Origin of the sequence: Methanobrevibacter sp. (assembly GCF_036307625.1) — an archaeon.
Taxonomy (GTDB): domain Archaea; phylum Methanobacteriota; class Methanobacteria; order Methanobacteriales; family Methanobacteriaceae; genus Methanocatella.
In genome coordinates, this window is record NZ_JAXJXF010000100.1 from 1 (window position 1) to 14,057 (window position 14,057).

General features: G+C 35.5%; 18 protein-coding genes. 6 read left to right on the forward strand and 12 right to left on the reverse strand.

Annotated features, from left to right (window positions below):
- The 8 genes from UIB65_RS06335 to UIB65_RS06370 all read right to left on the reverse strand — a co-directional run.
- Positions 1–557: 30S ribosomal protein S3ae (locus UIB65_RS06335; protein ID WP_330040336.1), on the reverse strand; the 557-nt coding region annotated here is incomplete at its 3' end.
- A gap of 461 nt (positions 558–1,018) precedes the next feature.
- Positions 1,019–2,407, reverse strand: a complete 1,389-nt coding sequence (locus UIB65_RS06340) for a glutamate--cysteine ligase (RefSeq protein ID WP_330040337.1) — start codon at positions 2,405–2,407, stop codon at positions 1,019–1,021.
- A gap of 69 nt (positions 2,408–2,476) precedes the next feature.
- Entirely contained in the window at positions 2,477–2,797 is a 321-nt protein-coding gene (locus tag UIB65_RS06345) for a NifB/NifX family molybdenum-iron cluster-binding protein (RefSeq protein WP_330040338.1), read from the reverse strand.
- A 2-nt stretch (positions 2,798–2,799) separates the two neighbouring features.
- Complete coding sequence (locus UIB65_RS06350; RefSeq protein ID WP_330040340.1) at positions 2,800–3,369, reverse strand: flavodoxin family protein; 570 nt, start codon at positions 3,367–3,369, stop codon at positions 2,800–2,802.
- Positions 3,370–3,379: 10 nt separating this feature from the next.
- On the reverse strand, positions 3,380–4,138 hold the full coding sequence (gene mtnP, locus UIB65_RS06355) for an S-methyl-5'-thioadenosine phosphorylase (protein ID WP_330040342.1): 759 nt from the start codon (positions 4,136–4,138) through the stop codon (positions 3,380–3,382).
- Positions 4,139–4,142: 4 nt separating this feature from the next.
- A complete protein-coding gene (locus UIB65_RS06360) occupies positions 4,143–5,591 on the reverse strand; it encodes an RtcB family protein (RefSeq protein ID WP_330040344.1) in 1,449 nt (482 codons plus the stop codon).
- A 287-nt stretch (positions 5,592–5,878) separates the two neighbouring features.
- Positions 5,879–6,199, reverse strand: coding sequence for a hypothetical protein (locus UIB65_RS06365; protein WP_330040346.1), 321 nt, complete (start codon positions 6,197–6,199; stop codon positions 5,879–5,881).
- Between the two features lie 33 nt (positions 6,200–6,232).
- On the reverse strand, positions 6,233–6,655 hold the full coding sequence (locus UIB65_RS06370; protein WP_330040347.1) for an archease: 423 nt from the start codon (positions 6,653–6,655) through the stop codon (positions 6,233–6,235).
- Positions 6,656–6,743: 88 nt separating this feature from the next.
- Between UIB65_RS06370 and UIB65_RS06375 the strand changes: the two genes are divergently transcribed.
- Positions 6,744–6,920, forward strand: coding sequence for a hypothetical protein (locus UIB65_RS06375; protein ID WP_330040348.1), 177 nt, complete (start codon positions 6,744–6,746; stop codon positions 6,918–6,920).
- 115 nt (positions 6,921–7,035) lie between these two features.
- Here the strand turns inward: UIB65_RS06375 and UIB65_RS06380 are convergent, their stop codons facing one another.
- The 4 genes from UIB65_RS06380 to UIB65_RS06395 are packed head-to-tail and all read right to left on the reverse strand — an operon-like array spanning position 7,036 to position 10,281.
- Positions 7,036–8,145, reverse strand: coding sequence for an ORC1-type DNA replication protein (locus tag UIB65_RS06380; protein WP_330040350.1), 1,110 nt, complete (start codon positions 8,143–8,145; stop codon positions 7,036–7,038).
- A gap of 36 nt (positions 8,146–8,181) precedes the next feature.
- On the reverse strand, positions 8,182–8,901 hold the full coding sequence (locus UIB65_RS06385) for a 6-hydroxymethylpterin diphosphokinase MptE-like protein (protein WP_330040351.1): 720 nt from the start codon (positions 8,899–8,901) through the stop codon (positions 8,182–8,184).
- A gap of 48 nt (positions 8,902–8,949) precedes the next feature.
- On the reverse strand, positions 8,950–9,597 hold the full coding sequence (locus UIB65_RS06390) for a DUF6198 family protein (RefSeq protein WP_330040352.1): 648 nt from the start codon (positions 9,595–9,597) through the stop codon (positions 8,950–8,952).
- 15 nt (positions 9,598–9,612) lie between these two features.
- Positions 9,613–10,281, reverse strand: coding sequence for a DUF6198 family protein (locus UIB65_RS06395; RefSeq protein WP_330040354.1), 669 nt, complete (start codon positions 10,279–10,281; stop codon positions 9,613–9,615).
- A gap of 195 nt (positions 10,282–10,476) precedes the next feature.
- On the opposite strand from UIB65_RS06395, the gene UIB65_RS06400 reads away from it, so the two are divergent.
- The 5 genes from UIB65_RS06400 to UIB65_RS06420 all read left to right on the forward strand — a co-directional run.
- Positions 10,477–11,619 carry an alanine--glyoxylate aminotransferase family protein gene (locus tag UIB65_RS06400; protein WP_296804574.1) on the forward strand — a complete coding sequence of 381 codons (1,143 nt, stop codon included), beginning with the start codon at positions 10,477–10,479 and terminating at the stop codon, positions 11,617–11,619.
- A 408-nt stretch (positions 11,620–12,027) separates the two neighbouring features.
- A complete protein-coding gene (locus UIB65_RS06405; RefSeq protein WP_330040356.1) occupies positions 12,028–12,447 on the forward strand; it encodes a spore germination protein GerW family protein in 420 nt (139 codons plus the stop codon).
- 129 nt (positions 12,448–12,576) lie between these two features.
- Complete coding sequence (locus UIB65_RS06410; protein WP_330040358.1) at positions 12,577–13,044, forward strand: DUF2953 domain-containing protein; 468 nt, start codon at positions 12,577–12,579, stop codon at positions 13,042–13,044.
- Positions 13,034–13,294 (forward strand): hypothetical protein, encoded by a 261-nt coding sequence (locus UIB65_RS06415; protein ID WP_330040360.1) that lies wholly within the window; start codon positions 13,034–13,036, stop codon positions 13,292–13,294. The genes UIB65_RS06410 and UIB65_RS06415 overlap by 11 nt, the downstream gene beginning before the upstream one ends.
- Before the next feature lie 115 nt (positions 13,295–13,409).
- Positions 13,410–14,057: hypothetical protein (locus UIB65_RS06420; protein ID WP_330040361.1), on the forward strand; the 648-nt coding region annotated here is incomplete at its 3' end.

Genomic DNA, 14,057 nt, shown 5'->3' on the forward strand with positions numbered 1-14,057 from the left:
ATTTCCACTCTTTTGAGAGGGTAGATTTTTTTAGCGTTGTGGTAAATTTCGGATGCGAGTTTACCGTTTACGCAAACATGTACCAAATCATCAAATGATCTTTCAGCAGCTGCTTCGATGAGTAAATCTTCGATGGTTTTTCTCATGTATCTTTGTTGGGAAGATTTTGCTCTTCTGGTGGTTACAGCTAAAACTTGTAATTTTAATTTGCGGTCATCTTTGGTTTTTACTATTGCGGAAGCATCGATTCTGGAAGTTCCTCTTCTAATCATACTTCTTACATAGTCGGTAGTTGTCTTGTGACCTGTAAATTTGGTGTTTGCAACATTACCTGCAACATTGTCAATTTCAAACCTGAGTTTGATGTATTGTTTTGAGAAGTCTCCGGTTAATTCCCTCATGGTAACTTCTACTCCTCTTCCAATGAGAAGTTCCGGATCTTTAGCAGGAGTTTCTCCAATTTCTTTGTCTTCAAAGTTCACTGGTGTTTTGATAGTGTACCTGGACTTTTCTTTCCATGTATCACGTACTCTACGTCTTGCTTTTGCTTTTGCCATTATATCAACCGTTTTTTTAATAAGTAATATATATAATAAATATAGCGTTTGCTATTAAAATTTTAAAAATAGTCTTAAAATACAGTATTTTACCAATACAAATCAAAATTAACTGCAATTACGATTATAAATAATTACCGACTTATAATCAGTTATTCGACTATTGTGAGATATTCCCACATTATTTAAAGAAAATATTTTGTAATTAAGTTTTAATTTTTAAAACCCGCCCATAAAGGTTATTTTTAATTATTTTATTCATGGTATATAAATATTATTAAAAACCGCCCTATTTTTGAAAAAAATTCGAAATCCAAAAAATATATTTTAAAACACAATTTCATATGAAAAACGCAAAACAACCCAGAAACTCTCCGATTTTAAAAATAAGGCCAATCAATCATTTTTAAAAATGTTACAATAGAATTTTAAATGATATACAATATACCGGAAATGCCCAATTATCGGTTAAAAAGTGCTATAGGAACATATTTTTTGTACAAATCACAGTCTTCAATATTCATATTGTTAACAAAATCCTTACTTGTTTTTTTATGGTTCATTGAAAGCATAGTATGAGTATTGATATATCCCCTTTCACTGATTAATTTCAGCAGTCTCTGACCATATGTCAGCTCAGGGTTTGAAACACGGTCATGCATCAGTTTCAATGTATTGTCCGCATCAATGTTAAGGACTTCACACATACCGTACATCTCATTTATAATCTCTGATGCCCATTTTTTAAGAGTAATTTCCTCACCGTCCTTTATCAACCTCATGGATTCATCATAAGCCTTTTCAGCAGCCATTTCTTCATTGATTTTGGCTTCCTTTTGCCAGTCTTCATAGTCGGATTCGTTTTTAATCAGCATATAAATTAAAAACAGATGTAAAAACTCCATATCATGCTGAACAAGACCGCATTTATAGAAAGGATTAATGTCCAATGTCCTTATTTCGATATATGAAATTCCTTCATCATTTAGGGATTCCAGCATGTTGGATGGATCGTTTGGCTTCAATCTGATTTGAGTATAGAGTTCCTTTGCTTCAGACAAATCGCCATTATCAATAAATGACTGCACATCACCTGTAAAATCACCTACAGATTTATAGCTGGGCCTTAAATCCTTCAGATTTTTGTATCCGCATGAAGAATTTCTAAATGAAGGTCCTTTAGTACTATAATAGCTTCCATACATATCCATCGCATCCATCAGATGAATGCAATCCTTGGAAAATGAGTCGTGAAGCCCTATGGAACACCCTGTGAGATAAATAATCAGCCAGCAGTGCCTTAGGTAATTTCGGGCAATCTTCAGATAAATTTCATTTTTAAACTCGACATATGAACCGTCATAGTCCACAATGCCATATAACTGCTCAAGAGTTGATTCTGCAAAGGAAAAATTAAAATGAACTCCTGAAATCATCTGTTTTTTAAAGCCATACTTTTTAGCAAGTTCTATACGGTATTTCTCCGATGCTTCACCCTCCCTGCCATATTTTGCAATGGGAATCTCACCCGTATACGGCAATATACATGGAATTGACTGAAACCAGAGATATTCATCATCAGGAAGTGATGCATTTACCAAATCGGCCAAAAGAGAGAATACGCTGAATGCTTCGTCGATTGAATCAAAAGTAGGAGTTATTATTTCAATCTGGCTTTCTGAAAAATCAGTGGTCACCAATGGATTTTTTAACTTATCTCCGAATACTTCGGGATGTGGTGTTAAAGATAGTTTACCATCAGAATAGGCCCTCAAACTTTCCCATTCTATTCCAAAAGAGCCCTTTAGGATTTCATCAGCAGTTAATTTGCATAAAAATGACAAATCCACTTAAATCACCACAGTTATTTTATATATAACTTGTGTTATTTAAATATTTTTAAAAAAAATTATGAAAAATTAACTTTTCATAAAGTTAACATGATCAATATACCTTTTTAAAACCTCATCGATTGGACCTTCATCCATTACAAGCTTAATTCCGGCATCTTCAGCTTTAATTTTTGATTTAAAACCGTATTGAACTGCAATCAAAACATCACAATCGCTGCAGGCATTTAAAACTTTACCACCTTGATGCTTTGAATCTTCTGTTATTTCAACATCACGCACTTCAACAAAGTTCAATTCTTCATCCCAGTCATATATGTAAAGGGATTTGCCTTTTCCAAGATGCAAATCCACATTTTCACCATCAGAAGATACAACAGCCAATCTCATATCTAATCCCTCACCTTTTTAATGATTCTAGCAACGTTTTGTCCGAATAGCTGAATGGTTTCAATGCCCTCAGTATCTTCCAGTGCAGTTCCTTCAGGCCCTGCAATCACCATGTTCCAGTAGGTGCTGCCTGCCACAATCATGTTGTTGATTGCAAAAAACATCAGCATCTCCTGAAGTGTTAAAGTAACGCCACCACGTCTTGCAACTGCAATCGGACCGCCGACCATCCAATCAAGGAATTTGTCCCCTCCTCTTGAGACTTTTCCGATTCTTTGAAGAGCTGACATGATATCTCCTCTGGCGGTTCCGAAGTATACTGGTGCAGCAGGAATGAATCCGTCGGCATCACGAATCTTATCAATGATTTCATCAAGCCCGTCTGGAAGGACACAGTTTCCGGTTTCGGCACATCTTGAGCATGCTATGCATGACTGGATTTTCTTTCCCCTAAGAGAGATTATTTCAGTTTCGACACCTTCCTTTTCGATTTCACGGGCACATTCCTCGAGGACTGCAAGAGTATTTGAATTACCTCTTGGACTTGCATTTAATAAAATAACCTTATACATATTATCACACTTACACTTCTGCACCACCTAATGCGTGAAGACAACTGCAATCTGCTGAATCGTCAACATTTTTAATAAAATTATAAATCAATTCAAGTAGCTCAACTTCTTTTTCACTTACCATTTCAAAGACTTCGTCGATTGTCAATGCATCCTCTGAAATTCCGGAAGCATAGTTTGAGACAATGCAGATTGAATTGTAGCACATTTCCCTTTCTCTGGCAAGGGTTACTTCAGGAACACCAGTCATACCCACCAGGTCTCCTCCAAGCATCCTGAACATTTTGATTTCAGCAGGGGTTTCGAATCTTGGCCCTTCGGTACACACATATGTTCCCCCAAGAATCACATCACCTGATGCATCCAAAACATCTCTTAAACAGCTGCAATATGGTTCTGTTACATCTATATGAACTACCTTATCCTCATAAAATGTTTTAGCCCTATTCTGTGAAAAATCTAAAAAGTCATCAGGAATAACGAATGAACCAGGAGGCATTTCCAGATTCATGGATCCGACAGAGTTTGTAGCTATTATTTTTGTAACACCCACATTCTTCAGTGCATCAATGTTTGCTCTGAAATTGATTTTATGGGGAGGAATGCTGTGGCCTGAAGCATGGCGAGGGATAAACGCCACCTTTTTTGAAAAGATATCGAGAATGGACACTTCAACATCCCCATAATCTGTTTCAACCATTTTTTTAGTGCAGCTGTCAGCCTTATTGGTGATTTCGTATACACCACTGCCACCAATTATACCAATCATTTAATCATCCTTTTGTAACAGCAATCGGCCTTACACGAGCAACCAATTTGGCAATTCCAGTACTGTCAGATACGCGTACAACACTATCAACATCCTTATATGCACCAGGAGCTTCTTCGGCAATTACGTGTTTGCTTGTAGCCTTAAGCTTGATTCCTCTTCTTTCCATGTCCTCAGTAATTTGCTCTGGAGTGTAGTCCTTTTTGGCCTGGGACCTTGAAAGCACCCTTCCGGCACCGTGAGCAGTAGATCCGAAAGTCTCTTCCATTGCAACATCTGTTCCGTGCAATACATATGATGCTGTTCCCATAGTGCCCGGAATAAGTACCGGCTGACCAACTTCCCTGTATTTTTCAGGAACTTCCTCTCTTCCAGGACCGAAAGCACGGGTTGCGCCTTTTCTGTGAACCAAAAGGTCCTCTTCACGGTTGTGGACCTTGTGTGTTTCCATCTTAGCTATATTGTGAGCAACGTCATATAATATGTCCATTTCCATATCTTTAGCAGATTTTCCCATAACGTCTTCAAATGTTTCACGAATCCAGTGAGTCATCATCTGTCTGTTTGCCCATGCATAGTTGGCTGCAGCGGCCATTGCCTGAATATAGTTTTGCGCTTCTTTTGAATCAAGAGGAGCGCATGCAAGTTGCCTGTCTGCAATCTGTATCTTATAATTTTTGTAAGCCTTATCCATTATCCTCAAATAATCGGAACATACCTGATGTCCACAGCCTCTGGAACCTGAATGAATCATGATTACAATCATTCCCTTTTTAAGACCATATACTTCAGCTACCTTTTCGTCATAGATTTCATCGACTTCCTGAATTTCCAAAAAGTGATTTCCGGAACCAAGTGAACCCAATTGAGGAATTCCTCTTTTTTTAGCCTTATCTGAAACGATACTTGAATCAGCGTCAACCATTCTTCCGTTTTCTTCAAGAACTTCCAAGTCTTCAGGCCAGCCATAACCATTTTCTACAGCCCATTGAGCGCCGTAATCAAGAACTTTGTCGATTTCACCCTCTTCAAGCCTGATTTTACCTTTGCTTCCAACGCCAGCAGGTATGTTTTTAAAAAGCTTTTCTGTAAGCTCATCAAGATGACCTTCAATATCCTCAAGTGTCAGGTTGGACTTGATTAATCTGACGCCACAGTTAATGTCAAATCCTACACCTCCAGGGGATACGATACCTGTCCTTAAACTGAATGCAGCTACACCACCAATTGGAAATCCGTATCCGAAATGAATATCAGGCAATCCAATTGAATACCTTTGAACGCCCGGAAGGCATGCCACATTGACTATCTGCTCAACGGCACCCTCTTCAAGATTTTCAAAGCTTTCATCATCAATGTAAAGTCTTCCGGAAGCTCTCATCTTCTTGTTAAAGGAGCCCGGAATTTCATAAACATTATCCCTAACCTTTTTAATTTCATCTTTAATTGTCATAAAAATCACAGAATTATTATGCTTTAATATTTATATGTGATATTTAAATAAAGTTTTGGTAATACGGCCAATTTTTAAAAATTATGGATTGAAAAATTTCAATTAATTCTTCTGTAGCATCATATCCCCAATTAATTATATGAAAAATTCGACAACCAAATCAAGTTTAACCAGTAGCATTTCTAAAGTAAATAAGCTTAAAATTCAAAATTAAACTATTATATAAAGCTGATTGTTTAAAAAGCTTTTGTTTAAAATGAAAACAAAAAAACAAGCAAATATAAAAACTATTTTCTAAACAATGTCAATATACCTGCCACAAGCAAAAACAGTGCACTGATTACATTAATGTGGTCTGCACCAACAATAACAAACATTGTCGCAATTAAAAATCCAATACCTGCCAATTCTTCATTTTTTGTTAGATAATATGAAGAAAAAAGGCCTAAAACGGAAGCCAATATAGCGACAAAACCCAAAAATGACATATGAGCCTGTCCAAGGCTTTTAATGAAAATCAAAAAAGAGCCTGAAAATATTCCAATAACGGATCCCACAATACCCAAAAACATTTCAACAGTTCTTGTGGTGGTTTTTCTTCTTTTCATAATAGTAATTATAATCTTTATAATATAAATAAATTACAAATCAACAATAGCCTGAAGCTCATAATGACTTGTTTTTTTAACATCCATTTTATGAAAGGTTATTGCTTTTATTTCAGTTTTTCGCTCATGTTTATCCCAATCAATAGGTTCTCCTTTAATTGTTGCTTTGAGATGATAGCCTTGAGTTACCTCATCAATTTCCACATCAAAATCGGAAAACAGCATGAAATCCACTTCATGATAAAACAAAAGCTCTTCAAGATAATCGTACAATAAAGATACCCTGTCTTCTGAGGTAATTTCAAATGTTTTTGAAATATCTGATGCAATATCATCAGTATCTGAAATTATATTAAAAATAGCCAGTCCTGCATTTTCAAACGCTTCATTAAGGCTATTCCCATATGATTTAAATCCAATGTCAGCAGTTACATCAAAATACTCAAACTTTTTCATGATTTTTACCTCAAATTATTACTTTTCAAATGCTCTCTTTCTCTTTGTTTATATTAGTATTTTAACAATATTAAGTATAGTGATTGATATGTTAAGTAGTAAAGACACCTCATTAAAAGCAGATTTAAGAAAAAAGAGTTCGATAAAAGACGAAATCGTATATAGCGACTATGATGTTCAATCTTGCATGGTAATGCTTTTTGTAATAGCTGCATTACTTTTATCAGTTATTTCTGTTGTAGCAGCAACACCAGGCTTACTCTGAGCATGGTTAACTTATTTTAAAAAATACAATACCAAACCCTTATGCTGCACATTGGATAAAAGCTTACCATGCAAATATCTAATGTTAACAGAAACTAATTTCCCTACAGGAAAAATTAAATGACATAATCGTCGGGGTTAAAACGCAATATAATTTCACGAGAATTTCCCTTAACCCCTTTTCCTGTATATTTGGTATCAATTAATCTTACAAATTCCAATTTATCCAATGCACGATTGAAAGATGCATAACTGGAACCTGTTTTTTGCTTAAATAATTCCATCAGTTCCCCGGCAGTATAAATACCTTCATAATCGGCAATTAATTTAAGAAGGCTTTTTTCAGTATCATTTAAAGATTTTATTGTTTCAGAAATATTTATTGAAACCAGCGCATCGATAGCTTTCTCGAAATGCTCCAATGTTATTTCACGGCTTGCATCGGCTTCTGCAATGTTGCCGCATGATTTCAAAAGATTTATTCCAGTTCTCAAATCACCGTTTTCATGAGTATACATTGCGACCTGTTCTAAAACCTCATCACTTAAGACATTAGGGAAAAATCCTGCCTGAGCCCTGTTTCTTAAAATATCCTCAATTTCAGAGTAGGAGTAAAGCGGAAATGTGATTTCCTGAGGAATAAAAACAGTATTTACATTTTTATCAAAAGCATATTTGAATTCCAGATCGGAAAGAATGGCAAATATTGATGTTTTGACACCAGGATATTCTTCATATGCCCTCAACATATCATAAAATACCTTATTGGCACTTTTGCTTTGGAACAGATAATTGACATCGTCCAATGCAATTACCAGCGCCTTTTCATTTCTTTGAAGATCTTTCATGATTTGGTCATAAATCCTTGAAAAAGGAACTCCTGTTTCTGGAGGAATATGTCCGAACATCTTTTTATAGATTTGTGAAAATATTCCAAAACGTGTTGTATGAAGCTGACAGTTAATATAAACACACACAACTTTTTCAGTTGTTTTTTCAACAAGTTCAAATACTTTTCTAATTGCTGTTGTTTTTCCTGTAGCCGGTGATCCCAAAACAATTGCGTTTGATGGTTGGCCTCCCCTTATAGCAGGCCTTATTGCCATTGCCATTGCTTCCATTTGAGTATCTCTAAAATTGTAGTTTTGAGGCATATAATCTGGATCAAAAGCATTAATGTTTTGGAAAAGACTTTCATCATACATCAAAATATCTTCAATTGCCATATTATCTAATATATATTATCTATTATAAATCAGTTATTATTTGCACAGATTGATGACCTCAACGTCCTCATTTTCAATTATCCAGTTGGTGAGCCTTTCGGCGTAAACAAGTTTTTTCTTTTTGAATTCGTCGGCTTCGGCCAGGTCGGTTGGAATGTTTGGCCTTGAATATTTAGTTACAATATCGCCGAAATCCATTCCTGCAAGGGTGATTTCGCTGGCGCCCAAAGCAACCGCCAAAAATATGGCCCTGTCGCCGTCGGTGAATCCGCCGAAGTTGTAGACATTGCCGACCGGCTGTGCCTGGGTAGTGCCCAAAACATTGTTGAAAAATGAAGTGAACTTGATAACCTCATCCAGATTGTCTCCATGGGCATGGACAACAATGTTTGCTCCCCTCAGATTAGCCAGAAGAATGTCATCAATGTTTCCATCCAAATCCGTAGCGACAATGTCCGGAGACAGTCTTTCTTCTATTAAAGCGGTTGTTGCCCCGTCGGCTGCAACCAAAACATAATCTTTTAGGTCATAATTTTCTTTCAGGTAGATGATATGCTCTTTCAGGGAAGGTCCTGCACCGAATACAATGTATTTATCTGAAAAACTAACGATTTGAGCCAAATCATCTAAAGTAAGACACCCTTCTTCGGACAGTATCTCATCCAATACTTTCGCCGAATTTTCATCACCGCTTCTTGAAAAACCGAAATCATCAAGAATTTCCTTATAATATCTTTCCCAAAGTCCGAATTCCATAGTTAAACCTCTAATAAATATATGTTGACTGACCAATTAAATAATTTTTTATCGGTTAACCATATTGATTTGATTGCCTGTGATTTTTGAATATGCGTTGGAAATTTGTCTTAACGTAAAGCCTACCATGAATGCTGATATGACTGTTCCGACATTTACTGCACCGAAAATGTTTGTATAGAACAGCCCGCAGAGAATCAGAGATATGATTACCATTGTCGCATCGAAAGCTATCTTGATTGTTGAAAATCTCCAGTTGGTGACAATGGCCACCGCTTCGACACAGCCCTCACCGGGAAGCGGTGCAATATTTGCCGGCATGTAAACGAATATTCCAAAAGCGATTAGGAATATGCTTATAATCAAAAACAATACGGAACAGAGAATGCTATTGTCAAAGGGAACGAATGAAACAATATAGAGTGCCAAATCCGTAAAGTATCCGAACATAACGCAGTTGATGAACTGAAGCAGTCTCTTTTTCCTGAATCTGGACCTTAGAATTATAATCTGAATGAAAATCAAAGCCACATTGAAAATAAAAGTTGTTATTCCAATGTTAATGTTGGTAATCAGCGTCAGAGAATAGGAAATGGAGCTTATTGGAGTTGTTCCAAGCATCGATATTATTGAAAAAGCCACACCCAGCGACATTATGAAAAGACCAACGGTAAAAAGACAAATCCTTTTAATCATGATATTAAATATATGTTACATTTTTTTTAAATCTACCGCATTGCCAGTAATTCGATAGTGAAGTTTATGGATATACTTGACTGTAGTGCCTATAAGCAACGCTCCAAGTATTGTTCCAAGACCTACACTTCCCAATTGACCCAAAAACCCATAGCTTAAAAGAAGAGCTGTCGATACTATGGTCACATCAACATATACCTTGGTTTTGGAAAAAGGATTGTTGGTTACGATTGCTATTGCCTGAGTCACGCCTTCAACAGAAAGCGGAATCAGATTTGTTGGAACATAGAAAAACAGCCCCAAAGCGATGAAAAGTATTGACAGAAGAGACATGAACAATGCCAGAACAAATGTATCTGCCGGAGGAATGAAATTCATGAGTGCAACAGAAAAGCTCGTAAAGATTCCAAAAAGCACACCTACAAAGACCTGCAGAAAATGCTTTCTTTTGAAGTCCCTTTTTAAAAGAATCAATTCAATAAAGACCAGAATGGCATGAAATATGAAAGTGGCAAGACCTATTTCAATCATCCATATCAGATTAATGGCATAAGGGATTGAACTGACCGGAGCAGACCCCAATCCAGATTTAATTGAAAACGCTACACCCAAGGTTATCAGATATAGGCCAAAAATATAATTGAAAACACGCCGGAACGTAAGTTCCTCTCCGCTGAATTGCATATTAAAATATTTATACACACATATATTTAAACAATACGTTAAAAATATAATAATGGTATGAACAAGATACTAATAAGTACATGAAAATGACTCCATAACTGAATAAACCATGATTAACAATATTTAATAAGTATGAAAATAAAAATTATATATAGCTTAAGATAAGCTAATTTTCTAGAAAATTGGAGGAATTTAATGAACGATATTTTATTAATGCTTCCTGGACCAACAACAGTGCACCCTAGAGTACTCAATGCAATGACTAAAGCTGTTGTTAATCACAGAGGCGCCAAATATGGGGAAATCTTAACTGAAACTAACGAATTAATGAGTAAAGTTTTCCAAACTCAAAATGATTCTTATTTATTAACCGGATCCGGAACTGCAGCTATGGAAGCAGGTATTGCCAACACAATTGCACCTGGAGAAAAAATGCTTAATGTTGTAGGTGGAAAATTCGGAGAACGTTTCATGAAAATAGCCAACACTCATGGAATCGAAACCAAAGAATTGGCAGTTGAATGGGGAACTGCTGTAACTCCTGAAGCTATCGCTGAAGCATTGGATGAAGATGAAGACATCAAGGCAGTAAGTGTAATCCACAACGAAACTTCCACTGGTGTAGCTGCACCTATTAAAGAAATCGGTAAAGTAATGAAAAACTATGACGCATTATACATCGTAGATACCGTATCTTCCCTTGGAGGAGATGAAGTAAACGTGGACAAGTTCGGAATTGATGTTTGTCTTACCGGATCACAAAAATGTATCGCAGCACCACCTGGAATGGCTGCTGTCACCTTAAGTGACGACGCTTGGGCAGCTGTCGATAAAGTGGAAACCAATACATTTTACTTAGACTTAAAAGCAGCTAAAAAAAGTGGAGACAAAACCCCTCCTCAAACTCCATACACCCCTTCCGTTTCACTCACTTATGCAATGAACGAAGCATTGAAAATGGTAATTGAAGAAGGAATTGACAACAGAGTTGCACGTCACCACAAAGCGGCAAAAGCAAGTGTAGCTGCCGTTAAAGCATTAGGTTTAGAATTATTTGCAGACGAAGCTGTTTCATCCGCTACAGTTACTGCAGTCAAAATGCCTGAAGGAGTCACTGACGACCAGTTCAGAGGAACTACCCGTGACAAATACGGTGTGGAATTAGCTGGTGGACAAGACCACTTAAAAGGAAACGTTTTCAGAATCGGACACATGGGAAATGTTTCATACAAAGAATTGGTACAAACATTTGCAGCTATCGGTATGACCCTAAAAGGTTTAGGTGCAATCGAAGATGCAGGTGCCGGTGTGGCATCCATCACAGAATCATACTTATGATTCTGTTTTTTCTCTTTTTTGATACAAAATTTTTAAAACCAACATCACCATAACAAAAATATTTTTACACTTGAAATGCACCTCTAAGTTCGAAGTGACAAGTTATAACATATAATTTTACACTTGAAACGATACTTTTTGGCTCAAACTTACAAGTTATAAGTGAAAAGTTACACTTGAAATGCACCTCTCACCACATAAGTTATAAGTTATATCTGAAAACTTACACTTGAAATACACCCCTCCCAATTTTGAAAAATTAGTTATAACTAAAAAGTTACACTTGAAATGTATGTCTTATAAGCAAAAAAAGTATTACTTTTGGCAAAATATGATTATGCAAAATTTTATAAAAATATTTTAAAGATTAAAAACAAATATAGTATAACTAATATAGGATGTGAAACTATGACAGAAAATATTAAAACAACTGTTGAAGAATTACGCAAACTTATTAATGTAGACAATGTTATTGGTACACCAATTGAAACTGAGGACAAAATTCTCATACCAGTCATAAAAGTCGGATTAGGATTCGGAGCTGGAGAAAGCATTTTAGGAAATGAAGGCGCTGACGTAATGGGAGCCGGTGCAGGAGTAGAACCTATATCAATGGTAATGATTCCTAAAAAAGGAAATACTGCAGAAGGAGTTAGAGTACTTGATTTAAGCAAAGGAAGTGAAACCAACAAAGCATTATCCGACATAGGATTAATCATTACTGACCTTGTAAAAAGCTATTTGGGATCTCAAAATACTGAAGAATATGATGAGGCAGAATACATCGAACCTCAATACACAACTACCGATGAACAAATAGAAGAATAGGAATCTTACATGTTAAACATCCTAGGGATGATTATTCTAATAATCATCTTATTTATTATTATTCTACTAATTATAGGAATTAAAATCTCTTTAAACTATGATAAAAACGGTAGTGAACTAAAAGGATGTTTGAAAATACTTATTTTTAAAAAAATCAAAGTTTATTCCATCACATTTCCATCCGATGACGACGAAATCGATGAAAATGAGGATGAAGAAAATGAACCTAAAAAAAGGGACATCAAAAAGCTGTTTGAACTGGCCAAACCTTGTTTTAACGATTTCAAAATATATTTAAAATCTGTTTTTAAAATAATAAACGTCAAAAAAATTGAAAACCACCTTATTTTTGGAATGGACAGCTTTGCAGATACCGGAAAGTATATTGGAATAATTTGGGGAATTTTTTCAATCATAAACCCCATGCACAAAAGTCTGCATTTGAGTGCAGAGCCATCATTCAGCGGAAGCAGACTGGACGGTAGGGGAACAAATGAAGTTGAGATATATCCTCTCAAACTCTTAGTTCCAACAATCAGACTAATTTCTAAAAAGGATGTCAGAACATTTATTCGGGGTGTCTGGGATGAAAGATGAAATCGGAGAGTTTATCAAAGACACACTGAAAATTGATGAAACATCCAACTACAGGTTCAGGAAAATCTATGGTCTGACATTTGTTTTTGAAGAAATCTTTTTGGAAATCAATGAAAAAATTTCATCTGCGGAAATCAAACCTGTCGGAATAATATTTGAAGAAAATGATGAATATTTATTCTCACCCCTAGATGAAGTTGATGATATAGAGCCAATAATCAAAGAATATGTGAAAAATTATTTCAAATAGAAAAATTGCTTTGACTGCGTTAAATTGACCTAAAAAACTACTGAACAGTTTATATACCACCAGCACCAATACATAGTATCACAAAGAAGTTTCGGTACCGAGAACTCTCATAAATTTGAATCAAGGTGATATTATCATCAGTCAAAAATATGATAAGCTCTCAAAATTATCCTGCAGAATCTTTACAAACTCATTGCTGAGATTCATAGGCGAAAAAATTGGAATTAAAAACCTTTACACCTATGAAATCTATACACCGACACACAAATTGAAACTTTTAGATATTGTCATTGAAACAGCATATGGTTTTTGTATAGATTTTGAATTCCACAAAAGCAACACGACTGAAGAAATCATTGTCAGAAATATATTGTACCTAGTAAACTTTAGGCTTGAAACCAAAAAACTGATAAAATCATACATAATTTCAATGGGGGATGAAAAATCAATCCGAAAGGCAAAAATTGGACCTGAGCTGGAAATCGAACTGCCGATTATATTCATCAAAAATTTCAATGGAACTGAAATATTAAAAAACATTAAATGTAAAATTGAAAAAAATATTGCAATAACTGAAGATGATTTATTTAATCTGATATTTTTGCCTTTTATGAAAAATGAAAAAAGTGAATATGAAATTACAAAGGAATTGATTTACCTGATTAACAAAATTGATCTAACAGAAGAACAACAATATCAAATCAAGGCATGCCAAATTTTGTTGATTGACATGTTCATTCCAGAAAAAGAAAAAGAAAAAATG